This is a genomic window from Vibrio alfacsensis, from assembly GCF_019670485.1.
GTDB lineage: Bacteria > Pseudomonadota > Gammaproteobacteria > Enterobacterales > Vibrionaceae > Vibrio > Vibrio alfacsensis.
Genome location: NZ_AP024165.1, coordinates 423,247 through 448,493, shown reverse-complemented (window position 1 = coordinate 448,493; position 25,247 = coordinate 423,247). Strand labels below are relative to the sequence as shown.

Annotated in this window: 20 protein-coding genes and 1 other RNA gene; 1 reads left to right on the top strand and 20 read right to left on the bottom strand. The window is 45.5% G+C overall.

From position 1 onward, the window contains the following. Positions 1 to 9 precede the first annotated feature (9 nt). From carA to secA, 4 genes are all read right to left on the bottom strand, one after another. Positions 10 to 1,149 (bottom strand): glutamine-hydrolyzing carbamoyl-phosphate synthase small subunit, encoded by a 1,140-nt coding sequence (carA, locus tag VA249_RS02130; protein ID WP_077261904.1) that lies wholly within the window; start codon positions 1,147 to 1,149, stop codon positions 10 to 12. A gap of 481 nt (positions 1,150 to 1,630) precedes the next feature. Then, on the bottom strand, positions 1,631 to 2,440 hold the full coding sequence (gene dapB / locus VA249_RS02125) for a 4-hydroxy-tetrahydrodipicolinate reductase (protein ID WP_221068643.1): 810 nt from the start codon (positions 2,438 to 2,440) through the stop codon (positions 1,631 to 1,633). A 112-nt stretch (positions 2,441 to 2,552) separates the two neighbouring features. Further along, a complete protein-coding gene (gene mutT / locus VA249_RS02120; protein ID WP_221068642.1) occupies positions 2,553 to 2,951 on the bottom strand; it encodes an 8-oxo-dGTP diphosphatase MutT in 399 nt (132 codons plus the stop codon). 73 nt (positions 2,952 to 3,024) lie between these two features. Next, positions 3,025 to 5,754: a preprotein translocase subunit SecA gene (secA, locus tag VA249_RS02115; RefSeq protein ID WP_211915408.1), complete on the bottom strand. Its 2,730-nt coding sequence runs from the start codon at positions 5,752 to 5,754 to the stop codon at positions 3,025 to 3,027. Positions 5,755 to 6,173: 419 nt separating this feature from the next. Between secA and VA249_RS02110 the strand changes: the two genes are divergently transcribed. Beyond that, positions 6,174 to 6,632 (top strand): DUF721 domain-containing protein, encoded by a 459-nt coding sequence (locus tag VA249_RS02110; RefSeq protein WP_221068641.1) that lies wholly within the window; start codon positions 6,174 to 6,176, stop codon positions 6,630 to 6,632. 116 nt (positions 6,633 to 6,748) lie between these two features. Here the strand turns inward: VA249_RS02110 and lpxC are convergent, their stop codons facing one another. The 16 genes from lpxC to rsmI all read right to left on the bottom strand — a co-directional run bounded on the left by lpxC (position 6,749) and on the right by rsmI (position 25,203). Then, positions 6,749 to 7,666 carry a UDP-3-O-acyl-N-acetylglucosamine deacetylase gene (gene lpxC / locus VA249_RS02105; RefSeq protein ID WP_128811666.1) on the bottom strand — a complete coding sequence of 306 codons (918 nt, stop codon included), beginning with the start codon at positions 7,664 to 7,666 and terminating at the stop codon, positions 6,749 to 6,751. Positions 7,667 to 7,767: 101 nt separating this feature from the next. Next, positions 7,768 to 9,003, bottom strand: a complete 1,236-nt coding sequence (ftsZ, locus tag VA249_RS02100; protein WP_221068640.1) for a cell division protein FtsZ — start codon at positions 9,001 to 9,003, stop codon at positions 7,768 to 7,770. A 30-nt stretch (positions 9,004 to 9,033) separates the two neighbouring features. Beyond that, on the bottom strand, positions 9,034 to 10,302 hold the full coding sequence (gene ftsA / locus VA249_RS02095) for a cell division protein FtsA (protein WP_128811668.1): 1,269 nt from the start codon (positions 10,300 to 10,302) through the stop codon (positions 9,034 to 9,036). Then, positions 10,295 to 11,080 carry a cell division protein FtsQ/DivIB gene (locus tag VA249_RS02090; protein ID WP_128812334.1) on the bottom strand — a complete coding sequence of 262 codons (786 nt, stop codon included), beginning with the start codon at positions 11,078 to 11,080 and terminating at the stop codon, positions 10,295 to 10,297. The genes ftsA and VA249_RS02090 overlap by 8 nt, the downstream gene beginning before the upstream one ends. 186 nt (positions 11,081 to 11,266) lie before the next feature. Beyond that, positions 11,267 to 12,727, bottom strand: a complete 1,461-nt coding sequence (gene murC / locus VA249_RS02085; RefSeq protein WP_164837220.1) for a UDP-N-acetylmuramate--L-alanine ligase — start codon at positions 12,725 to 12,727, stop codon at positions 11,267 to 11,269. Positions 12,728 to 12,749: 22 nt separating this feature from the next. Then, on the bottom strand, positions 12,750 to 13,817 hold the full coding sequence (gene murG / locus VA249_RS02080; protein ID WP_221068639.1) for an undecaprenyldiphospho-muramoylpentapeptide beta-N-acetylglucosaminyltransferase: 1,068 nt from the start codon (positions 13,815 to 13,817) through the stop codon (positions 12,750 to 12,752). Continuing rightward, positions 13,804 to 15,000 carry a cell division protein FtsW gene (gene ftsW / locus VA249_RS02075; protein ID WP_221068638.1) on the bottom strand — a complete coding sequence of 399 codons (1,197 nt, stop codon included), beginning with the start codon at positions 14,998 to 15,000 and terminating at the stop codon, positions 13,804 to 13,806. Before ftsW ends, murG begins: the two co-directional genes overlap by 14 nt. 18 nt (positions 15,001 to 15,018) lie before the next feature. Further along, positions 15,019 to 16,332: a UDP-N-acetylmuramoyl-L-alanine--D-glutamate ligase gene (murD, locus tag VA249_RS02070; protein ID WP_221068637.1), complete on the bottom strand. Its 1,314-nt coding sequence runs from the start codon at positions 16,330 to 16,332 to the stop codon at positions 15,019 to 15,021. Positions 16,333 to 16,370: 38 nt separating this feature from the next. After that, positions 16,371 to 17,453, bottom strand: coding sequence for a phospho-N-acetylmuramoyl-pentapeptide-transferase (gene mraY / locus VA249_RS02065; RefSeq protein ID WP_128811673.1), 1,083 nt, complete (start codon positions 17,451 to 17,453; stop codon positions 16,371 to 16,373). After that, a complete protein-coding gene (locus VA249_RS02060; protein ID WP_221068636.1) occupies positions 17,453 to 18,817 on the bottom strand; it encodes a UDP-N-acetylmuramoyl-tripeptide--D-alanyl-D-alanine ligase in 1,365 nt (454 codons plus the stop codon). The genes mraY and VA249_RS02060 overlap by 1 nt, the downstream gene beginning before the upstream one ends. Beyond that, positions 18,814 to 20,295 (bottom strand): UDP-N-acetylmuramoyl-L-alanyl-D-glutamate--2,6-diaminopimelate ligase, encoded by a 1,482-nt coding sequence (murE, locus tag VA249_RS02055; protein WP_221068635.1) that lies wholly within the window; start codon positions 20,293 to 20,295, stop codon positions 18,814 to 18,816. Before murE ends, VA249_RS02060 begins: the two co-directional genes overlap by 4 nt. Before the next feature lie 72 nt (positions 20,296 to 20,367). Continuing rightward, complete coding sequence (locus VA249_RS02050) at positions 20,368 to 22,164, bottom strand: penicillin-binding transpeptidase domain-containing protein (RefSeq protein WP_221068634.1); 1,797 nt, start codon at positions 22,162 to 22,164, stop codon at positions 20,368 to 20,370. Next, entirely contained in the window at positions 22,161 to 22,478 is a 318-nt protein-coding gene (gene ftsL, locus VA249_RS02045; protein ID WP_128811677.1) for a cell division protein FtsL, read from the bottom strand. Before ftsL ends, VA249_RS02050 begins: the two co-directional genes overlap by 4 nt. Before the next feature lie 5 nt (positions 22,479 to 22,483). Continuing rightward, a complete protein-coding gene (rsmH, locus tag VA249_RS02040; protein WP_221068633.1) occupies positions 22,484 to 23,434 on the bottom strand; it encodes a 16S rRNA (cytosine(1402)-N(4))-methyltransferase RsmH in 951 nt (316 codons plus the stop codon). 177 nt (positions 23,435 to 23,611) lie between these two features. Continuing rightward, positions 23,612 to 24,058, bottom strand: an RNA gene (rnpB, locus tag VA249_RS02035) — RNase P RNA component class A. A 281-nt stretch (positions 24,059 to 24,339) separates the two neighbouring features. Beyond that, positions 24,340 to 25,203 (bottom strand): 16S rRNA (cytidine(1402)-2'-O)-methyltransferase, encoded by an 864-nt coding sequence (rsmI, locus tag VA249_RS02030; RefSeq protein ID WP_211915418.1) that lies wholly within the window; start codon positions 25,201 to 25,203, stop codon positions 24,340 to 24,342. Positions 25,204 to 25,247: the final 44 nt, after the last annotated feature.

The window sequence follows — 25,247 nt, the reverse complement described above, 5'->3', positions numbered from 1 at the left end:
TACTCCGAATTAAGCGCTGTGTTTTTTGATTAGTTCGATAAAGTGGTCAAATAGCGGTGCCGCGTCGTGTGGACCTGGGCTCGCTTCAGGGTGACCTTGGAAGCTAAATGCTGGCTTGTCTGTGCGGTGAATACCTTGTAGAGAGCCATCAAATAGCGATACGTGAGTAGCACGTAGATTTTCAGGTAGTGTTGCTTCGTCTGCTGCAAAACCGTGGTTCTGCGACGTAATCATCACAACATTACGCTCCAAATCTTTTACTGGGTGGTTTGCGCCGTGGTGACCAAACTTCATTTTCACTGTTTGTGCACCCGATGCTAGCGCAAGGATTTGGTGGCCTAGACAGATACCAAAGATTGGCAGGTCTTTTTCTAAGAATACTTTTGTCGCTTCAATCGCGTAAGTACATGGTTCTGGGTCACCAGGGCCGTTTGATAAGAAAACGCCATCTGGATTTAGAGCCAGAACTTCTTCTGCTGAAGTTTCAGCAGGAACAACCGTTAGGCGGCAGCCTCGGTCAACCAACATGCGCAGGATGTTGCGTTTTGCGCCGAAGTCGTAGGCAACAACGTGATATGGCAATTCGCTGTCGTCTTTCGCTTCTGGAAGTCCACCCTCAAGCGTCCACGAACCTTGTTTCCATTGATACGCTTCTTTTGTTGTAACCTCTTTCGCAAGATCCATTCCTTTCAAGCCTGGGAATTCTTTTGCTTTCGCTAGTGCCAAAGCTTCATCTAGGTTGTTACCTGCAACGATACAACCGTTTTGCGCACCTTTCTCACGTAGGATACGAGTTAGCTTACGAGTATCGATGTCTGCAATGCCGACGATATTTTGCGACTTAAGGTAATCAGAAAGGGATTGTTCATTACGGAAGTTAGAAGCGATAAGAGGGAGATCGCGAATCACAAGGCCTTGAGCGTGGATTGAAGAGGATTCTTCGTCTTCGGAATTGGTTCCGGTATTGCCAATGTGAGGATAAGTAAGAGTAACGATTTGTTGAGAATAGGAAGGATCAGTGAGAATTTCTTGGTACCCCGTCATCGAGGTATTAAAAACAACTTCACCAACGGAAATACCATCTGCTCCAATGGACACACCGCGGAACACTGTCCCATCTTCTAGGACTAACAGTGCTAATTTACCCAAGACAACCTCCAGAATAAAAATGCATAAAAAATAAATTAAGTTGCAAATATGCCTTCCTATACCTTGAATATCTACATAAACAGGTATTTTTGACAAATTGGCGGTATTCTAAGGATGGACTTAGAAACTGTCAATACCGCTCGAAAAATAAATTATGTTTTTCTGGAAAGTAAGGTCATTTCAACACAAAAAGACCCAAAAAAGTAAGTTTTACATAACCACTTCCCTATCAAGATGCCACTTTTATTAATTTTACAAAATTGAACATATCAGAGATCACATATTTCTATGATATTTTCACGCAAACGTTCGCCACAAGAAAACAACTGCAATTTTTAATCACTACAAAGTAAAAACACCAAAAAGCCAGCATAAATCAAACTAAAGTCAGTGGTAAAACGAAGAAAATCACACTCATTTTATTTACATGTATAGATGCAAACATAAAAAAACCGGCTTGCGCCGGCGAATAATTATGTATTTACAGCTCATTTAACCCTAGAACATCGGTCATGGTATAAAAGCCTGATGGTTTAGAATTCAACCAAACTGCAGCTTTCACCGCACCATTCGCGAACGTCATGCGATCTGTCGCTTTATGAGTAATTTCGACTCGTTCACCGATATCAGCAAACATCGCAGTATGCTCACCAACGATGTCACCAGCGCGAATTGTTGCAAAGCCAATTTCATCTTTAGTGCGCTCACCCGTAATGCCCTCACGTGCGTATACCGCAACATCATTGAGTTTATTGCCCATTGCGCCAGCAATCGCTTCACCCATACCAATAGCGGTTCCAGATGGCGCATCGACTTTGTGGCGGTGATGCGCTTCAATAATCTCGATATCGCAATACTCCCCCATCACCTTTGCAGCTTTCTCAAGTAACTTGAAGACAAGGTTGACACCTACTGAGTAATTTGGAGCCATTACGATAGGCACTTGCTTAGCGGCGTCATCAATCTGTTCGCGTTCTTCTTCACTAAAGCCTGTTGTACCAATGACGATACTCTTACCATGTTGCTTGCACAGCTCTAGATTCGCTAGCGTGCTCACTGGAGCAGTAAAGTCGATCACGACATCAAAGTTGTCGATTACTTTGGCCAAGTCATCTGTCAAAAAAACATCAAACTTGCCATCACCACACAATTCTCCAATATCCACACCAACTAACGATGATTCTGGACGTTCAGAGCCAGCGGTAACCGAGGCTTCTGAATGTAGATGTGAGGCTTTAACTAGATTGCGGCCCATTCGGCCTGCAGCTCCTGCGATTGCAATACGAACCATTGCGCTTTCTCTCCTTCTCTGGATAACGAGGCTTTCACTCGTTCTCTTCGTTTCGCTGAATGTTTTTAAACTAACAATATCCGATGTTAACCACAAGGCAGTTAGCCGTGAGCTAAGAAAACTCTTTAACTACGCGCTCCAGAATCGGTACGTTTGCCTCCGGAAAGACATAATCAAGTAATGCGCCAACATCGACCCAGCGTCCTTCTTGCCCCTCTCGGCCATAGGGCTGGCGATCAAATTGAGAGACAAGCATAAAATCAAACTTTAGAGACTTCTCTGGGTAGTCATACTCAAGATGCTCAAATAAAGTTTGCTCTGTGACTTGAATGCCAATCTCTTCTTCAAGCTCACGAATCATTGCTTGCTCAGCACTTTCACCATTTTCTACTTTTCCACCAGGAAACTCCCAGAAGCCGCCTTTATGTTTATCATCAGGTCGCTTGGTAATAAATATTTGCGACTTATCTTGATTAAAAATGATCGCCGCAACAATGTGAATTCGTTTCATCGTTTTTGTTCCTAGATCTGTTGATACAAAAAGAGCCGCCTAAGCGACTCTTTGTTTCTGTCTATTGACTGTATTAGTCAATTTTACCGTGACACTGTTTGTACTTTTTGCCGCTGCCACATGGACAAGGCTCATTACGACCCACTTTACGCTCATCACGAACCATTGGTTGGTGGTTTGCCTCTTCCGGTTCTTCGCCTTCCGTTAATGGGTTTTGTGCCGCAGCGTGCTGAGCTTGAGCACGACGTGCTGCTTCTTCAGCTTGAGCACGGCGCTGCTCTTCCATACGTTCAACTTCTTCTTGCTGCTGAACTCGTACACGTGATAGCACGGTAATCACATCAGTCTTAAGCGCTTCTAGAAGACCTTCAAACAGTTCAAACGATTCACGCTTGTACTCTTGTTTCGGGTTTTTCTGCGCGTAACCACGTAGATGGATACCTTGACGGAGGTGATCCATCGCCGCAAGGTGCTCTTTCCATAGCGTATCGAGAGTTTGAAGCATCACCGATTTCTCGAAATTACGCAGAACTTGAGCGCCGACAACTTCTTCTTTCGCTTTGTATACTTCAACCGCTAGGTTAATGATCTTTTCACGTAACGCTTCTTCATACAGCTTGTCATCTTCTTCAAGCCATTGCTTAACTGGCGCATCAAGATCAAAGTCAGCTTTCAAACGTTCTTGAAGCCCTTCAACATCCCACATGTCTTCTAAAGATTGTGGTGGAATGTACTCGTCAATGATCGCGGTAATAACGTCTTCACGGTTCTGCTCGATCATTTCGCTGATATCATCAACGTTCATTAATTCGTCGCGCAGTTCGTAAACGACTTTACGTTGATCGTTCGCCACATCATCGTATTCAAGAAGCTGTTTACGGATATCGAAGTTACGGCCTTCAACTTTACGCTGAGCTTTTTCGATTGAACGAGATAGCATCTTAGATTCAATCGCTTCACCCTCTTCCATACCGCTTTGGATAAGGCTAGCCATGCGATCAGAAGTAAAGATACGAAGTAGAGAATCTTCCATTGATAAGTAGAAACGTGATGAACCGGCATCACCCTGACGACCAGAACGACCACGTAGCTGGTTATCAATACGGCGAGATTCATGGCGCTCAGTACCGATGATGTGTAGACCACCAGCTTCTAGTACTTGATCGTGAACTTGTTTCCACTCAGCTTTGATTTCTTGAATCTGTTCTTTAGTTGGGTTTTCTAGTGTTTCCACTTTTGCTTGCCAGCTACCACCCAACACGATATCAGTACCACGACCCGCCATGTTTGTTGCGATAGTAACTGCACCAGGCTTACCGGCTTCTGCTACGATTTCTGCTTCTTTTTCATGGAACTTAGCGTTTAGTACATTGTGCTTAACTTTTGCTTTTTTCAGTGCGTTAGATAAAAGCTCTGATTTTTCGATCGAAACCGTACCAACAAGAGATGGTTGGCCTTTTTCAACACGCTCTTTAATATCTTCGATAATTGCAGCAAATTTCTCTGCTTCTGTGCGGTAAACCACATCTGGCATATCGTTACGGATCATAGGTTTGTTGGTTGGAATAACCACCGTCTCTAGACCATAAATAGATTGGAATTCGAATGCTTCTGTATCTGCGGTACCTGTCATGCCTGACAGCTTTTCGTATAGGCGGAAGTAGTTCTGGAAAGTAATCGATGCCAGCGTTTGGTTTTCGTTTTGAATCTTAACGCCTTCTTTTGCTTCAACCGCTTGGTGAAGACCTTCAGACCAACGACGACCAGGCATTGTACGACCAGTATGTTCGTCAACAATGACCACTTCACCGTCATCATTGACGATGTAGTCTACGTTACGTTCAAACAGGACATGCGCACGAAGAGCTGCGTTAACGTGATGCAGTAAGCTAATGTTTGTTGGAGAGTAAAGCGTGTCGCCCTCTTCCATCAAACCATTCTTCACCATCAATTCTTCTACAAACTCTTGACCCGTTTCAGTCAAGTACACTTGCTTAGACTTCTCATCGACAGTGTAGTGACCATCCCCACGGTATTCTTCTGAATCTTCTTTATCTTGCTTTTGAAGGTGCGGAATAAGTAAGTTGATACGAGTGTACAGTTCAGAACTATCTTCAGCAGGGCCTGAAATAATAAGAGGGGTACGAGCTTCATCGATAAGGATCGAGTCCACCTCATCGACTACTGCGAAGAAACGCTCACGTTGAACACGGTCTTCATTGCGGAAAGCCATGTTGTCACGTAGATAGTCAAATCCAAACTCATTGTTTGTGCCGTAAAGGATGTCAGCTTGGTACGCTTCTTTCTTCGCTTGAGGGGGCATGTTCGGTACGTTAATACCAACCGTCATACCAAGGAATTCAAATAGTGGGCGGTTTGTCTCCGCGTCACGAGTTGCTAGGTAATCGTTCACCGTAACAACATGGACACCTTTACCTGGCAATGCGTTTAGGTAAGCAGGAAGAGTTGCAGTTAAAGTTTTACCTTCACCAGTACGCATTTCCGCGATTTGGCCTGCGTTCAGAACCATACCGCCGATAAGCTGTACGTCAAAGTGGCGCATACCGTAAACACGCTTCGATGCTTCACGAACCGTAGCAAAAGCTTCTGGAAGTAGCTTATCAAGAGTTTCGCCTTGCTCTAGACGCTCACGGAACTCAACAGTTTTCGCTTTTAGCTCTTCATCCGAAAGCGCTTCGAATGTTGGTTCGTAGTTATTGATCTCTTTTACAATTTTTCTAAGGCGGCGCAGTGTTCGGTCGTTGCGACTGCCAATAACTTTTGTCAGTAGCTTAGTTATCATTTTTCGTGAATCTCTCTTTAATCAGACCGTTCCCGATCTACTCGTAATGCTTTCAGTCTCTACCAATTTGGAACTAAGAATACTGAGATAAATCATTTATCAAAGATATTGAGTTCAAACATCCATATTTCAAGGCTTAACTTTGAATCAATGTGGCTTAGTGTAAGGATTTTTCATCAATACAACCATAAATAGACGTATTTGTTTGAAGCACTCGGAAGTTTTTTAACAAAGTGATGACGGATTCGCCAGTATTTACCTGATACAGGGACGTAAACTTTGTCATTAAAAGCAATCCGATTCGGCTAACTGAATTCAAGATACCTAGTTGAGCTGAAAATAAAGGCCATAATGTAAACTATACCTAGGAAGAAAGCTGCTCTAGAATAACGGCAAGCCCACAAAATTAGATTTTACCTATGCGTGATCATCGCCCCACTTCAACAGACGATCTTATTGCCGAATCTCAGTTTAAGCAGATCCAAGAACACGCTGGAGATATCTTGCAACTCAATCAAGCACTGCAAGATATCCTACCTAAAGGCACGGCAGATCACTGCCGGGTAGCCAATATCCGTAACGGACATTTGCTCATTGACGTGGCTAGCGCTTCATTAAAGATGAAGATCGACTACGATCGCCTTATGATCCTGAATAAACTGAGAACACAAGGCTACGCGAAGCTGATGAGTGTTGAGGTAAGAATCAACCCATCTTTGTATCGGAATCGCTTTGAGCATGATGACCGACCAAAACGCCCTCCACTAACAGAAGCCGCAGCTAACTCATTAATGATCATTGCGGATATGGCGCCACCTAAAATTCAAGAGCGTTTAAAACGATTGGCGGACATGGCCGAGAAGAAAAGCGAACTCTAATCTCTCACAATCTAAATCCAGTCAAATCGTGATGAGTACCAACCGTAGTAAATAACTACCAGATACAAAAAAACCAGGCCGTAGCCTGGTTTTTTTAATTCATTTGCGTCTGTAAATTACGCAAGCACCATGTTAGGTTCTGCAAAAGCCACTGGTGAGCCAACTTCTTCTTCGAATGTTGTCCATTCCCATGCTTCTTGATCAGCAAGAACAGCACGTAAAAGTTGGTTGTTTAAACCGTGACCTGATTTGTAAGCACGGAATTCGCCAATAATCGCATGACCACACATGTAAAGGTCACCAATTGCATCAAGTACTTTATGAGTAACAAACTCATTCTCAAAGCGGAGACCTTCTTCGTTAAGAATGCGGTAATCATCCAAAACGATCGCGTTATCAAAACTACCACCTAGAACAAGGTTCTGGGATTGTAAGTATTCAATATCTCGCATGAAACCGAACGTACGAGCACGAGAAATCTCGCGAACGAAACCTTGAGATGAAAAATCAAACATAAGACGTTGCTCGTCTGATTCAATCGCAGGGTGGTTAAAATCAATTTCGAAGTCCATACGGAAGCCGTTAAATGGAACAAACTCTGCCCACTTATCGCCATCTTCAAAACGAACTGGTTTCTTAATACGAATAAAACGCTTAGGTGCATTTTGCGTTTCGATACCTGCTTGTTGAAGCAAGTACACGAATGGGCTTGCACTGCCATCCATAATAGGAATTTCAGGTGCATCAACTTCAACAACAATGTTGTCGATACCCATACCAGCAAGTGCCGCATTCAAATGCTCGACAGTAGAGATACGAATGCCTTGATCGTTAACTAATGCTGTACATAGCATTGTGTCACGAACAGATGCCGGATCAGCTGGAAAATCTACAGGTGGATTTACATCTGTACGACGGTAAATAATACCTGTATTTGCAGCAGCTGGGCGCAGAGTAAGTGTGACTTTACGACCAGAGTGGAGACCCACACCAGTTGTTTTCACTATTTCTTTCAGAGTACGTTGTCTGATCATCTGCTTGCCTCTCTAAAAAATGCTACAAAACACGGCCGTCTGTAACGTCGACCGTGAATGCTACCATAATTTTGAGCCATGTCAAATTTACGGGTTAAAGATTAATCAGCCTGACGACGCAAAAATGCCGGTATATCTAAATAGCCGCTTTCTTTCTCTTGCTTAGGTGCTGCTGACGTTTGACTAGCAGGAACCGAAGAAGAAACGGTATTTGTAGACTGAGGAGTTACCTGTGCTTTCTCTTGCATTGGAGTAGACTGCAAAGTCTGTGCCGGTTTCTCTTCAGCTTGCGGTGCGATTGTTTGCTGTTGCACTTGTGGTGCTGCAGTTGGCGCAACTTTCGCCTTACCACCAGCCACTAGTGTAATATCAGGCTTTTTCTCGTTACCGATACCAGTCGCGACTACTGTTACACGGATTTCGTCTGTCATATCTGGATCTAGAGAAGTACCGATAACCACTGTCGCATTGTCAGAAGCAAATGCTTTCACTGTGTTACCCACTGTCTCAAATTCATCAAGACGCATATCCAAACCAGCAGTGATGTTAACTAGAACACCACGCGCGCCCGCTAGATCAATATCTTCTAGAAGTGGGCTAGAAATTGCCATTTCAGCCGCTTCTTCTGCACGGTCTTCGCCTTTCGCGATGCCGCTACCCATCATTGCATGCCCCATTTCAGACATCACTGTACGTACGTCTGCGAAGTCGACGTTGATCATGCCTGGGCGAGTGATTAGCTCTGCAATACCTTGAACCGCGTTCTTAAGAACGTCGTTCGCGCTTGCAAAAGCTTCTAGTAGCGTTACACCGCGGCCAAGAACTTTCAGTAGCTTCTCGTTTGGAATTGTGATCAATGAATCGACGTGCTTAGACAGCTCATCGATACCTTGCTCTGCAAATGCCAAACGCTTTTTGCCTTCAAAGCTGAACGGTTTTGTTACAACCGCAACAGTCAGAATGCCAAGCTCTTTTGCCACTTCAGCAATAACAGGTGCTGCACCAGTACCTGTACCACCACCCATACCTGCTGCGATAAACACCATATCGGCACCAGTTAGGGAATCTTTAATTCTGTCTCTGTCTTCGAGAGCTGCCTCACGGCCGACCTGAGGGTTTGCACCGGCACCCAGACCTTTAGTGATATCACCACCAATCTGGATGACATTGCCAACGCTTGTCTTACGAAGTGCTTGCGCATCAGTGTTGACGCTGATGAATTCCACTCCTTCGATGGATTCACGCACCATGTGTTCAACAGCGTTACCACCGCCGCCACCAACCCCAACGACCTTGATTACTGCATCGTCAGACATTTCCATCATCGGTTCAAACATGTGTTGTCTCCGTTTATCCTGCAACTCAGGTTAAAACTCATTTTTTATCCAATTACGCAGTTTACCGATAAAGCCAGTAACTGACGACGATGAACGCTTAGGTTCATTATAATCGCTATCGTCACTAGACTGCATATCTCTTGCGTAATGAAGTAATCCAACTGCCGTAGAATGATACGGCTCTTTTACATAGTCAGTAAGCCCACTAACTTCCAGCGGCTTGCCAACCCTAACTTGATTACGGAATACGCGTTCCGCACATTCTACCACTCCTTCGATTTGCGCTGCGCCGCCGGTGAGTACAACACCCGCAGCGAGATGGTGCTTAATACCTTCTTCGCGCAATTTCGCTTGTACAGAGTCGATAGTTTGGTTAACCAGTCCCATTAGCTCTGAATATCGTGGTTCAATCACTTCCGACAAGGTCTGACGTTGCAGACTACGAGAAGGTCGACCACCAACGCTTGGAACATTAACCGTGTCATCCTTACTGACTAGTTCACTTAGGGCACAACCATATTTGACTTTGATTTCTTCGGCATCACTCACTGGTGTACCGAAAGCAAAAGCAATATCACTAGTAACCGCATTTCCTGCGTAAGAAAATACTTCCGTATGGCGAAGTGCGCCGCCGGTCCAGATAGAAACATCCATCGTGCCTGCGCCAATATCAACCACACAAACCCCAAGCTCTCTTTCATCCTCGGTGATTACTGCATTACTTGCAGCAAGCCCAGAAAATACGAGTTGCTCAACTTTCAGGCCGCAGCGTTCTACTGCCTTAATAATGTTGCGTGCCATATCATTATGGCAGGAGATCAAATGGACACTCACTTCCATTCTTACTCCAGATAAGCCAAGCGGGTTTTTAATGCCCTCTTGGTAATCGATGGTGAACTCTTGAGGAATTACGTGAAGAATTCTCTGCTCATCACCGATTTTAATCGATTTTGCGGTATGGATAGCGCGATCCATATCTTCTTGAGAGACTTCCTCATCCGATATGGTGCCCATGCCTTTCTCAATTCGGCTTGCGATATGTTTACCAGACAACGAAATGAATACTCGACTAATTTGGCATTCTGCCATTAGCTCAGCTTGATCAATTGCGCGTTGTACTGATTTTACAACCGATTCCAAATCGTTCACGCCGCCTTTATCCATGCCGCGTGATGGGCTGCTACCCGAACCAATAATGTTGATTTGGCCATCCGGTAGAATTTCGCCCACTAGAGCTGAAACGGTTGCAGTGCCTATATCAAGGCCAACAATAATATTGTCATCAGCGACCTTAGTCATCTGTACTCTCTTGTTCTAACTCATGTTCAGGAAACCAGCCAACCGCGGCTCCTGTATCGTACCTGAGGTCGATATAACTGATTCTTTGCGTATCACTGCCAAGCTTGTTATAGAGTAAAATAAAGCGCTCTATACGCTCATCCAGTGACTCTTTACCAAGCTCTAGTCGAATACCGTTATCAAGGATGATTTGCCAAGCTCGTCGCTCATTCAAAACGAGAGACGATATAGCTAAACCTAATTTTTGAAATTTCGGTCGAAGTTCGCGGTAGGTTTGCAAGACTTCCGGCCCAGTTTCTTTAGGTCCATATAACTTAACTTTCTCTTCCTTTAGCAGGCCGACATCCCCCTCAAATACAAAACCGTTGCCATCCAACAGTTCAATACCATTCCAAATGGCTTCTGGGTGATGCTCTGTCAAAAATACTTTTACCGTATCTGGCCACTGTTTTCGTATGGCTGCATGAGCAACCCACGGAAGCGCTTCGACGCTTTGTTGCAGTACATCGATATCTTGCGACATAAATGTACCGATATGGTCGATATTGCCAAATGCCGATTGGACATCGTCCGCAGTGACATACTCCAGTTTTCCCTGAAGTACTATTTTGGAGAGAGGTAACCTTTGGTCATCCCACATCCAACTGATCGCTGAGTACAAAACGGAACTAATTAAGGTCACAACGATGACGAAAAATACCGCACCCAAGAGTTTCTCTTGGCGACCTCGGTTATGATCCGATTTAGGCCGCTCTTCATTCAGTGCTACATTCAACAACGTTTTCGTTTCCTGACTTTGCCCCATCCTTTTACTGTCATACGTTGCAGCAGTAAAAGTATTGACTATAACCTTGGGATTATACTGAGCTCTTGTAAACTATCAAACACTGATAGCGATAATTCACAACGTTCTTGACGCAAAATCGAGATCTAGGTCTTTCTCTGAGCTTTGCGTCAGATTTCACTACTGCTCAAGCATCTTATTAACATTCAACTCAAGAGCGGCAAGCTGTTTGGCCACTTTACCAACATCCCCTGCTCCTTGAGTCAAGATCAAGTCGCCATCTTGTATAACGTTAGCTAAAACAGACGGTAATTGCTCAATTTCTGGAACAAAAATTGGATCTATTTTGCCTCGGCTGCGAATTGTGCGACATAGCGCGCGTCCATCAGCCCCTGCGATTGGTTTTTCTCCCGCCGCGTACACATCCAACATAATCAGCACATCAACTTGTTCAAGTACGTTCGCAAAGTCATCATATAGATCACGAGTTCGGCTGTAACGGTGCGGTTGGAAAATCATAACCAATCGCTTGTCCTGCCAACCACTGCGAGCTGCACTAATTGTGACACCAACTTCTGTGGGGTGATGACCGTAATCATCCACCAGCATTGCCTGGCCATTTCCGGTATCAAACTCACCAAGATGATCAAAGCGACGACCAGTACCTTGCGTACCTGCCATGGCTTTTAAAATCGCATCATCATTAATGTCATCTTCTGTCGCGACTGCAATCGCGGCTGAGGCATTTAACGCATTGTGGCGGCCCGGGATATTCAATGTAATATCTAAGTTTGCGCGGCCCTCGCGCACAACCGTAAATTTACCTTGCTGACCTTGTTGGTGATAATTTTCAATACGCACATCAGCATCTTCGGAGAAACCGTACGTGATCACTTGACGACTGATGCGTGGGATCAACTCACGAATGACAGGATCATCGATACACACAATCGCTTGGCCGTAAAACGGTAGATTGTGTAAGAAATCAATAAAGGTTTGCTTCAGTGTTTCAAAGTCGCCACCGTAGGTATCCATATGGTCAGCTTCAATGTTCGTCACGATGCTTACCATAGGTTGCAAATGCAAGAATGAAGCATCACTCTCATCCGCTTCTGCAATCAGAATACGGCTAGAGCCTAAACGAGCATTCGTGCCCGCACTCTTCACAAGGCCACCGTTTACAAACGTTGGATCAAGGCCCGCTTCAGAATAGATTTGTGTCACTAGTGCGGTTGTGGTCGTTTTTCCGTGCGTACCTGCAACCGCAATACCATGACGGAAGCGCATCAGCTCAGCAAGCATTTCTGCACGGCGAACGATTGGGATACGCAACTCTCGTGCCGCCATGACTTCTGGGTTTTCTTCGTTGATCGCCGTTGAAACCACAACAACACTGGCTTTTTCAACATTGCTTGCCTGGTGACCAATGAAGACGGTCGCACCTTTAGAGACTAAACGCTCTGTCACTGGGTTCTCTGATAGGTCAGAGCCTGTGATCTGGTAGCCTTCGTTCAACAGCACTTCTGCAATGCCGCTCATGCCCGCACCACCAATACCGATGAAGTGGATGGATTTCACGCGGCGCATCTCTGGCACCATTGCGCGAATCTGAGCTAAGTCTTGTGTATGTTGGATTGTCATTAATTCTATTCTCAGTTATTCGTTAGCGCTTTTCGGTCAAAGCGACAATAGCTTGTGCGACAACTCGGTCAGCATTCAATTTTGCAGCGCCACGCGCTTGCTCAGCCATTGTAAGTAAAGCTCGTCGATCCAATCGTTGGATCTGTTGGGTCAACGACTCAACGGTTAAATCTGGTTGTTCAATCATTTTCGCTGCGCCGCAGTCTACAAGATGATCAGCATTCAACGCTTGTTGACGGTCTTTATGCATAAACGGAACAAAGATAGCACCGACACCTGCCGCTGAAACTTCAGAAACGGTCAAGGCACCTGAACGACAAACCAGCAAATCAGCCCATGAATAAGCCTCAGCAACGTCATCAATAAACTCGGTGACTTCAGCATTCACTACGCTATTTGCTTGATATGCCGCACTCACTTCTTCCGCCGCACCTTTGCCTGCTTGGTGACGAATACAGTAATCCTCACCCAATTTTGCCATCACTTCTGGCAGCGTTTGGTTTAGAATGCGAGCACCTTGACTCCCCCCCATAACCAAAATACGAATCGGGCCTTGTCGCTCCTGCATGCGCTCAGTTGGCGATACTAATTGAGTCACATCTTCTCGAACTGGGTTACCTACCACTTCTGCATGAGGGAAAGCACCTGGAAACGCTTGAAATACCTTTTTAGCAATTTTCGACAACCATTGGTTCGTTAGACCTGCGACAGCATTTTGTTCATGCAGAACAACAGGAATGCCGCTCATCCAAGCCGCAATGCCACCAGGACCACTCACGTAGCCACCCATGCCAAGTACCGCATCTGGTTGCCAGCGCTTCATATGAGCACGAGCCTGCTTGATGGCATTGATAATTTGAAATGGTGCCGCAAGAAGGCGCTTAACGCCTTGACCTCGTAGACCTTTTACTTTGATAAAGTCGATTTCAATACCATGTTTCGGAACTAAATCCGCTTCCATTCTATCCGCCGTTCCTAACCAGCGAATTTCCCAACCTTGCTCTTGCAACTGTTTAGCAACCGCCAACCCTGGGAATACGTGACCGCCAGTTCCACCAGCCATCACCATCAAACGTTTATTTTTCTTCATTGACTTGTTGTTCTGATTCTTTCTCGCCGCGCTTTACACGACACTCGTGATCAATACGCAGTAATATAGATACTGCGACGGACATAATAATGAGACTTGAGCCACCATAACTGATCAGCGGTAAAGTAAGACCTTTGGTTGGTACAATACCTGCCGCAGCACCTACGTTGACCAGCGTTTGAAACGCAAACCAAATACCAATACCGAACGACAGGTAACCGCCAAACAGTTCGCCCTCTTCAAAGGCGCGTTTACCAATATAAATGGCTTTCAATACCAAGCTGAAAATTAGCATCAGCACTAGAACTACACCAACAAAGCCAAGTTCTTCTGCCAGTACGGCAAACACAAAGTCAGTGTGCGCTTCTGGCAAGTATTCTAATTTTTGGATCGAGTTACCAAGGCCTTGGCCAAACCACTCACCACGACCAAAAGCCATCAATGATTGGGTAAGTTGGTAACCACTACCAAATGGGTCTTCCCATGGATCCATAAATGACGTAACACGACGAATACGATAAGGCTCAATAAAAATAAGCCCCACCACCGCTGCAATACCGGCGATCATTAATGCTAAAAACTGCGTTAACTTAGCCCCAGCAATGAATAGCATGCCAAACAGCGTCACTAACATTACGACTACGGTTCCCAGGTCTGGTTGTCCTAAAAGTAATACAGCCAACGCAGCAAACACCATGATGGGTTTCATAAAACCACCAAAGAATGTCTGGCGAACTTCATCCTGTTTACGCACTAAATAACCGGACATAAAAACAAACAATGAAAGTTTGGCTACCTCGGCAGGTTGTAGGTTAAACAAGCCAAGAGGAATCCAACGTGAGGCACCATTAACGGATTTGCCCGCGACTAAAACGATGATAAGCAAACCAAATGAGAGCCACAATAAGTAGTGACTCTTTTTAAACCAATGCTGTAACGGTACTTGAAGAATAACGGCAGAAGCGCCAAGCGCCAAAACAAGAAACGTCGCGTGACGGAACATAAAGTGAAATGGCTGATCCGTCAGGCGTGAGCTAATAGGAAAGGAGGCAGAGGTCACCATCACCAAGCCAGTTAACATCAAACCCAGCGCAATCCAGACGAGTTGACGATCAAAGAGCGCCTCTGGTGCAGGATGCTTAAGCCAAGTACCAATGCTGCGTTTAACGTTACCTAAACCCACGAAGTGTGTGACCTTTAATTATGCATATTTCTCAGCAAGAGCTGCAAATGCATCGCCTCTTGCCATAAAGTTATCGAATTGATCAAAGCTAGCACATGCCGGAGACAGCATCACCATATCGCCTGTTTTTAACTGCGAAGATATTTGCTGAATCACATCTTCCATCGTATCGAAGCGAATGGCGGATTCATGCAAAGGCATAAATTGATCGCCATCTGCACCAAAACAACAAAGCTGTAAATTGAGTGTCGCTAAGATTGGTCGTAACGGTGTAAAGTCCGCACCTTTCCCAACGCCACCAACAAGCAAATACAGTTTACCTTTGGATTCGAGCCCAGAAAGCGCAGCCATAGTGCTTGCAATATTGGTTGCTTTGGAATCATTCACCCATTTTACACCGCGATTATCCGCAACTGCTTGGCATCGGTGTGTCAAACCCGTGTAAGTTTTCAGTGCATTCAAAGCCTTGTGGTAATCAACATCCGCCGCTTTGAGTAGAGCCAGTACAACTAATGCATTTGCTAAGTTGTGTTTACCCACCAGCTTTAACTCATCGCTTGCAATCACACGCTGACCATCGTCAACTAACCAAGTACGATGACCATCTGATTCGAGACCGAACGCGAGTTCATCACTGCCAAACGTCACCAATGGCATTTCAACATCTGGGAATGTTTCTTGATCATCACGGTTAACGACGGCTAACTCAGCATTATCAAAGATACGCAGCTTCGATGCTCGGTAATCGTTCATTCCTTCGTAGCGATCCATGTGATCTTCAGAAAGATTTAAAAACGCCGCCGCTTTTAGCTTTAAGCTCGACGTGGTTTCTAATTGAAAACTGGATAATTCAAGCACATACAAGTCTGCGTCTTTTTCTAGCAAGTCCAACGCGGGCACACCAATATTGCCACCCACACCAACGGTTAATCCTGCCGCTTTCGCCATCACACCTGTCAGATCCGTCACTGTACTCTTACCGTTCGATCCGGTAATCGCGACAACAGGTTTCTGTACCGCCCAAGCAAACAGTTCTATATCACCAACAACAGGCGTACCTTTAGCAAGTACCGTTTGAATTTCTGGCGTTGCTAAGGCAATTCCGGGGTTAGTCACCACTAACTCAGCATCTGCTAGCCACTCAATATTCCAACCACCACTGTACAACTCGACCTGAGCAGGCAGGTGCTCTGCACCCGGAGGATTAGCACGAGTATCAATGACTTTTACCGTCAGCTGAGGCTGGTTTTTTGTTAGGTGTTTAACGACAGAGAGCCCGGTAATACCGAGCCCTACAACGACGACTTTACGTATGTTTTGCCAACGTTCCATATTTGTTCACACAGTTTATCTTGTTCTGGAAAGTGCGATTAACGCACTTTCAATGTCGCTAGACCAACCAAAACAAGAACCATAGAAATAATCCAGAAGCGCACGATAACACGAGGCTCTGGCCAACCTTTAAGTTCATAGTGGTGGTGAATTGGAGCCATACGGAAAATACGCTGACCACGAAGTTTGTAAGAACCAACCTGTAGGATGACCGACAGCGTTTCCATTACAAATACACCACCCATGATCACCAAAACCAACTCTTGGCGAACCAGTACCGCGATCGTACCAAGCGCACCACCAAGTGCTAGTGAGCCGACATCGCCCATGAACACTTGTGCTGGGTAAGTGTTAAACCACAAGAAACCTAGACCTGCACCAACAATGGCAGTACATACGACAACCAACTCAGAAGCATGGGGTAAGTATGGAATATGTAGGTATTCTGAGAAATTCACGTTACCCGTTGCCCAAGCAATCACAGCAAAACCCGCAGCAACGAGAACCGTCGGCATGATGGCCAAACCATCTAGGCCGTCAGTTAAGTTTACCGCGTTACTGGTGCCGACAATGACAAAGTAAGTCAGGATAATGTACATCAAACCAAGTTGCGGCATGATGTCTTTAAAGAATGGCACCACAAGCTGAGTGGCGGCGGTGTCTTTACCATATGCATACAACGCAAAAGCCACAACAAAGGCGATAAGCGATTGCCAGAAGTACTTCCAGCGAGCAATCAGACCATCGGTATTCTTGCGCACGACTTTACGATAGTCATCCACAAAACCGACCGCACCATAACCAAGTAAAACAGTTAGCACCGCCCATACATACGGGTTCGATAAATCTGACCACAAAAGAATGGTAATGGTGATTGCTGCTAAGATCATGATACCGCCCATTGTAGGCGTGCCACGTTTACTAAAATGGGATTCCGGACCTTCGTTACGAACAACCTGACCAATTTGTAGCATCTGAAGACGCTTGATCATGATTGGTCCCATCCATAAAGACAGACCTAACGCAGTCAATACACTTAGGATTGCTCGAAAAGAGAGGTATTCAAACAATCGGAAAAAAGAGAGGTATGGCTGTAGCAAGTCAGCAAGCCAAATAATCATTAATAATACTCCTTCAGAGCAGCAGCGACTTCAAACATACGTGCGCCGTTCGCACCTTTAACCAGTAGTGTGTGGTTTTCTGGTGCAGATAGGTCTAGATGCTGCTTGATGTAGTCAATCATCTCTGGATGCGTCTCAAAATGAATACCGTCGCAAAGCTCACTGATCACCTTTGCGTCTGTACCATACGTGAGAACATGTTCAAATTTTTGTGGGGCAGCATGTTCCCCGACTTGACGATGAAGTGCAAGACTTTCCTGCCCTAACTCCGCCATATTACCCAAAATTAGCCAACGCTCACCTTGGAATGCACCTAGCAAGTCAACTGCCGCTTTCATCGCGGGCACGCTCGCATTATAGCTATCATCGATGAGTTTAATCTTATCGTTCAATTCATCGACCTCAACGCGGCCTTTGACTTTGTTTAAGTGCTTAAGACCTAAGCGCACGTCTTCAAGCGTCGCACCAAATTGCAGTGCAATAATGGAAGCCGCAATAGCATTGGCAACGTTATGTTGACCGATAATACCCAGAGACAGTTCAATTTCTTGTGAACTTGCTGCGATATGTAGGTTAAAGCTCGCTTCGCCTGCAGAGTTCATCACAATATTAGAGGCATAAAAATCCGCCTCTGTGTTGTGAGATGAAAACGTGATGACTTCCTTATCCGCTAACACGCTTTCCCATAGCGTTCCGCCATTGCTATCTAAGTTTACAATTGCCTTACCACCCACAGGCAGTCCTTGATAGATTTCGCCTTTGGCCTGTTTAACGCCATCAATAGAACCAAAGCCTTCAAGGTGCGCTGCCGCGACATTGTTCACCATTGCAATATCAGGTTTAACCAATTGGGTCGTGTAAGCAATTTCACCGATATGGTTGGCCCCGAGTTCGATCACCGCATAGTCGTCATCTTGTTGCGAACGCAGTAGCGTCAGTGGGACACCAATATCATTATTGAAGTTACCTGCGGTAAATAACACTCGGCCTTTGCGTTGCAAAATACTCGCAACCATTTCTTTTACCGTGGTTTTGCCACAACTTCCTGTGATCGCCACTGTTGACGTTTGACACGACTGATGAATCCAAGCGGCTAACTTACCCAATGCGACCTTAGTATCTGCGACAAGCACTTGTGGCACATTCACATCTAGCGTTTTTTGCACCAGCAAGGCTCCCGCCCCCGACTCAATCGCCTGTTGGCAAAAGTCATGTGCATCAAATCGTTCGCCAACCAAGGCGACAAACAATGCCCCTTGTTCGATGGCGCGCGTATCCGTTGAGACCGATTCGATAGACATATCATTGCCAATTAACTCACCAGTCGTAATGTTGGCAATTTCAGAAAGCGTAATAGAGATCATGACGAAAGCCCCAAGAGTTGCATCGCGGATTCGCGGTCAGAGTAATGAATGGTTCCGCTATTCAATATTTGATAGTCCTCATGGCCTTTGCCAGCGAGTAAGATAATATCTTGTGATGCGGCATTTTCTAGCGCGTAAGACAACGCTTTAAAACGGTCATGCTGAACAATCGCTTGTGCAGGGTTAGACAAGCCAGCAAGCATGTCTTTCATTATCTGAGCGGGGTCTTCGCTGCGAGGATTGTCATCCGTTAGAACAACCTTATCCCCTAGACGTTCGGCGATGTTTGCCATCATTGGACGTTTGCCTGCATCACGATCACCACCGCAGCCCAAAATAGCCCAAAGCTCACCTTGGCAATGCACTCGCAGAGCCTGTAAGGCTTTTTCTAAGGCATCCGGCGTGTGTGCGTAATCCACAACCACTTTTGCTTTCCCTACCGTTTGGAACAACTCCATACGGCCAAGTACCGGCTGCAGTTTAGCGGCCGTTGCCAATAACGTTTGTTTATCAAAACCCAAACTAAGCAAAGTGGTCAATGCCAACATTAGGTTAGCCGCATTGAATTCCCCGATAAGTGGTGCGCACAACGTACCGTCACCGAACTTGCCATCAAACTCAATCGAAATACCTGATTCAGCGTAAGCAATATGATTAGCAAAGACGGCCTGCTCAAATTCTGAATTTGGCTTGAGTGACACCGCTAGCGCATTAGGAAGTTGTTTCGCCCAAGCTGCACCAACCGCATCATCGACGTTAATGATCGCCTGCTCACATTGATGCGCAGTAAACAACATCCGTTTCGCGTTGGCGTACTCTTCCATGGTGCCGTGGTAATCTAGATGATCGCGACTCAAATTGGTAAAGACCCCCGCCGCAAAAGACAAGGCTTTTACACGACCTTGAATCAAGCCATGAGAGGAAACTTCAAGTGCTGTGTATTTCGCATTCTGCTCAGCAAGTGACGCGAGTGTTTTTTGAATTTCAACAGCGTTACCTGTCGTATTTGCCGCCTCTTTCAAGTTAGCGAGAAAGCCATTACCTGTCGTGCCCATTACCGCAGCGCTTGAGCCAACCAAATCCATCCACTGGGCAATTAACTGAGTAATGGTGGTTTTGCCATTAGTTCCAGTAACACCAATCAGCGCCATCTCTGGATAAGAATAAAGCTTACTAGCCATTGCAGATAAACACTTATCGAGCGCCTCAATGTAAACCACTGGCACATCTTCAATGATGTCAATGGCGCCATGTGAATGCTCTCCACACGCTTGCGCGATAACCGCGTTCGCGCCCTGTTGAATAGCGGCAGGGATAAACTTACGCCCATCGACGACATGGCCGATAAGAGCAACAAACGTTGTGCCTGATTGAACTCTTCGGCTATCGAGTTCCAATTCAGAGACACGAATGGATGACAAGCTTGGACAATCAACCCACGTTGAAAGCAGCGTATCCATACTAATGGCTTTGGTCATATTTGTTCTCCGAGCGTTCGCTCAGCTTTTCTTAATTTTGTGTCTAATAAGCAGTACACATCAGTAAACGGCTTATTGTTGGAATTTATTTTCGTCAGGAGCAATGTTCAAAATTTGCAGCGCGCCTTTCATGATTTCAGAAAAGACGGGAGATGCAACCGAACCACCGTAGTAGTCATCACCTTGTGGTTCATTGACGATAACGACAAGTGCAATTCGAGGATCGCTGACAGGCGCAAGACCGGCGGTATACGTAATGTATTCATCGCTATATCCACCCGCTGTCGCTTTACGCGAGGTACCGGTTTTAGCGCCGACACGATAACCCGGCACCGCCGCTTTACGTGCAGAACCGCCTTTTTGTGTTACCGTTTCCAGCATATCCAATACTTGACGTGCATGTTCTTTGCTCACCACCTGACGAGACATGTCCATATCGTTGCTCTCGATCATATGGACAGGCTCATATTTACCTAAGTTACCTAACGTCGCATAAGCATGAACCAATTGAATGGGTGTAATCGACAGACCATAACCAAATGAGATCGTTGCTCGCTCAATAGGAGACCAACGTGTGCGAGTTGGGAAAATACCCGTCACTTCCCCAATCAAGTTAAGCCCAGAAAGCTCTCCGAGGCCAACAGAGTTATACAACCCTAAAAGCGCTTCGACAGGCATTTGCATCGCTAACTTAGTCACACCGATGTTACTCGATTTTTTCAAGATCTGAGTGAGACTCGCCTTACCCACTTTCGACACATCTCGAACTCGACTACCGCCTAACTGCAAAATACCATTGCCGGTGTCCACCACAGTATCTTTATCCGCCACCCCATTTTCTAAAGCCGCTAAGATAACAAATGGCTTAATGGTGGAACCTGGTTCCATCGAATCCGTTATGATTCGGTTGCGCATCTTGTAACTTTGCCAGTCGCTGCGATTATTTGGGTTATATGATGGCGCATTCACCATTGCCAATACGGCTCCGGTTTTAACGTCGAGCATTACCGCTGACCCTGATGTCGCTCGATGGTCAGCAACAGCTTGCTTGATTGCGCGATAAGCGATGGCTTGTAAACGTTGATCAATGGTCAGTTGTAGCGGCTTACCTTCTTGTTTTTCTTCCAAGGCAATGTTTTCTACAACTCGACCATATCGATCTTTACGGATGGTCTTCTTACCCGCTTCTCCAGTTAACCATTTATCGTAACTGCGCTCGACCCCCTCAAGACCATGACCATCGATCCCTGTCACACCGACCAGGTGAGCACTAACTTCACCCGCAGGGTAATAACGACGAGATTCAGACTTTAGACCGACACCCGGCAATTTGAGCTCACGGATATAGTTCGCCATCGCTGGGCTAACTTGACGCTGAAGGTAGATAAAGCGACGATTTTCGTTACGCTTGATTTTGTCGATCAACTCTTGTCGATTCAAACCAAGAACATCGGCAAGCGCATACCAACTTTGGGTTCGAGCTAGCGCTTCCTCTTTAAAAATCGTTTTTGGATCGGCCCATACCGCCTCTACCGGTACACTAACCGCAAGAGGCTCACCATTACGATCGGAAATAATGCCACGAGCGGATGGAATAGCTTTAACGCGAACAGAACGCAGATCGCCCTGCTTTATCAAGTTATCTGGTTCAATAATTTGAATATATGCAACACGACCTACCAAAAGAGCGAAAGCGCAAAAGACAAAAAATAGCAGCAATTGAAAACGCCAGCGAATCAAAAATGACTCAGGCTCAACAGGATCAGTTTCTGGAGGGGGAGTTTGCGACTTCGCTGCGGCAACTTTCTCTTTTGTCGCTAACTTAGTGCGCGGTTTTCCTTGTTTAGATTTGGCTCTTTTTCCAATCATTTTAGCGTGATAACCACTTCTTTATCGCCATCTGGACGCTTCATTTCAAGATCCTTTTTGGCTAAGTCTTGAACACGGCTATGTTCTGCAAGCGCAGTTTCTTCCAACATCAGATTGCGCCATTCACTATCCAGACGTTCTCGTTCAACCAATGTTAGATCTTTTTCAGTGATAGCTTGACGCGCATGATGGGTAGCAAAAACCACTCCCATCGCAGATGCAAATATCAATAGCATCAACGCCAAAGACCAACGACCAACAGTAAGCAAGTCTATTGCAATCAATTTAGCAAGATTAGGAGTGGGTTTCGTCATAGCAATTAAAGCTTTTCGGCAATTCTTAACACAGAGCTGCGAGAACGCGGATTGAGTTCAATTTCTTGTTTCGTTGGCTTAATTGCTTTGCCAACTGGCTTCATATTCGCGCTGCCTAAAGCCTGAATTTGTGCTTCCGTCATAGGGATACCATGCGGCACTTCCGGACCTTTGCTTTCTTTGCGAATAAAACGCTTCACCATGCGATCTTCTAGTGAATGGAAACTAATTACGGATAAGCGTCCTTCTGGAGCGAGGATACTCGCTGCACCTTTTAATGCTGTATCAATTTCTTCTAATTCACTATTGATGTAAATACGAAATGCTTGGAAAGCACGAGTCGCAGGGTGCTTTTTCTCTTTGAAACTCTTTGGTGCCGCTTCCGAGATCAGTCTTGCTAACTGACCAGTACGAACCATTGGCTCGTTTTCTTCATTTTCTCGGTACGCAACAATGGCTTTAGCGATACGACGTGCGTGTTTATCTTCACCAAATTCGCGAATAACCCAAGTAATGTCGTCAAGATCAGCTTCCATCAGCCATTGAGACACTGGAATACCTGACGTTGGATCCATACGCATATCTAACGGGCCATCTTTCATAAAACTAAAGCCACGTTCCGCATCATCAAGTTGAGGAGACGATACACCAAGATCAAGCAGTACGCCGTCAACTTTACCCACTAGATCATAATCATGTGCGTATTGCGCCATGCCTGAGAACGGGCCATGAATAATAGTAAAACGAGGGTCGTTAATTTTGTTTGCTTCAGCAATCGCTTGTGGGTCACGGTCGATGCTGTATAGGCGACCATTTTCGCCTAATTTTGACAAGATCGTCCGGCTGTGACCGCCGCGGCCAAATGTTCCGTCGATATAAATACCGTCAGGTTTGATAGCCAAGCCATCGATAGATTCATTTAATAACACGGAGATATGTTGGAAGGTTTCGGTCATAGCTTTCTCGTTGAATGATCTTGAAGCGATTCTTTAGTGTACTGATTTCCCACATCATCGCCACTAGAAGTCTAAAGTTAGACGTGATTTAGTGCCAAGTTTATTGGCAATGACATAGTTTACGTCAATAAAATGCAAAAAACCCATCATTACATAAAGTAATGATGGGTCTCGAATAGGTGGAGCCGACACATAAGCCGGGTTCTGTTCCGCTTGCGCGGCGGTAGCCATTCGTCTAGGCCAGCAATCACTCACTGGCTCGAGCAACCTACCCGCCTCCTTACGCGAGCAACGCAATGTGGAGGCCTATTTGGTCTTGCTTCAGGTGGAGTTTACCCTGCTACGAACTATTACTAGTCGTCCGGTGCGCTCTTACCGCACCCTTTCACCCTTACCTGTTCTCCCTTTCTCTAACGAAAAAGAGAGCCATCGGCGGTCTTCTCTCTGCTGCACTTGTCGTAGGCTTGCGCCCCCCAGGCGTTACCTGGCACCTTGCTCTATGAAGCCCGGACTTTCCTCCCCTTTGTCAGTCTCCCGAAGGACGTCAACGTCAGTCTCCCAAAGGGACCTCAACGTCAGTCTCCCGAAGGACATCAACAAAGCAGCGACTACCCAGTCAGCTCCGAGGGCGGATTGTATAGAGTTATCCTCTCAGAGTCTAGTCAGATCACAGATATGATGAAATGCGCGAATCAAATGATGTTTTTTTAGACGATACTTTGGCGTTACATTAGGTGCAGGGGAACAGCAAAGCGTTTATTTATCTTCTCCTCTCTTCTCTTTACTTTGCTTTGCTTTGCTTTGCTTGATGACGATATTTCGAAGACAAAGTTTGTTTCAAATAAAAAAGGGCCGATGCATTCACATCGGCCCATGACATTATGGTGGTAAATCTATCGCTTAAATCAGCCTAGATTCTCTAAACCCCACTTGTACAATGCATTTTTCTTTACGTTGTAAATCTCTGCCGCCAGTGCTGCCGCTTTCTTAAGAGGTAACTCTTTGGTCAAAATACCAAGCGTGCGCGTTGCTTCATCAGGTAGGCTCTCGTCACTAGACTCACGATGGCCATGAATCAAGAGTACCATTTCTCCACGCTGTTGGTTGTCGTCACTTTTCACCCATTCAATAAGCTCACCAAGAGGCATTCCTTGAATAGTTTCAAAGGTTTTAGTGAGCTCACGTGCTAATACGACTTCTCGTTCTGAGCCAAGAACGTCTAACATATCTTGTAGAGAGTCTAAAATTCGATGTGGCGATTCGTAAAAGATACAAGTACGTTCAACAGACGCAATTTCTAAGAACTTATCTTTACGGCCTTTGCTTTTCGGTGGTAGAAAACCTTCAAAGCTAAATCGATCCGACGGGAGGCCAGAAGCACTTAGCGCTGTAATGACCGCACACGCACCAGGAAGCGGCACAACTCTAACGCCCGCTTGACGACATTTTGTCACCAAATGGTATCCTGGATCGCTGATTAGCGGTGTACCAGCATCAGAGACGAGTGCGATAGACTGACCTGATAATAACTTCTCAACCAGAACTTGCGCTTTTTGCTGTTCATTATGATCGTGCAGTGCAAAAGTTTTGGTTTGAATATTGAAGTGAGACAGTAATTTGCCTGTATGTCGAGTATCCTCAGCAGCAATCATGTCCACTGTAGACAGAACTTCGATAGCACGTTGAGTGATATCCGCTAAATTTCCGATTGGAGTCGGTACGATGTAGAGAGTTGGCCCCTCATTCGGCAACTTATTTTTATCTGTCATTTGTTTACCATCACTTCAACGATTAATATAGAGACAATTTTGTA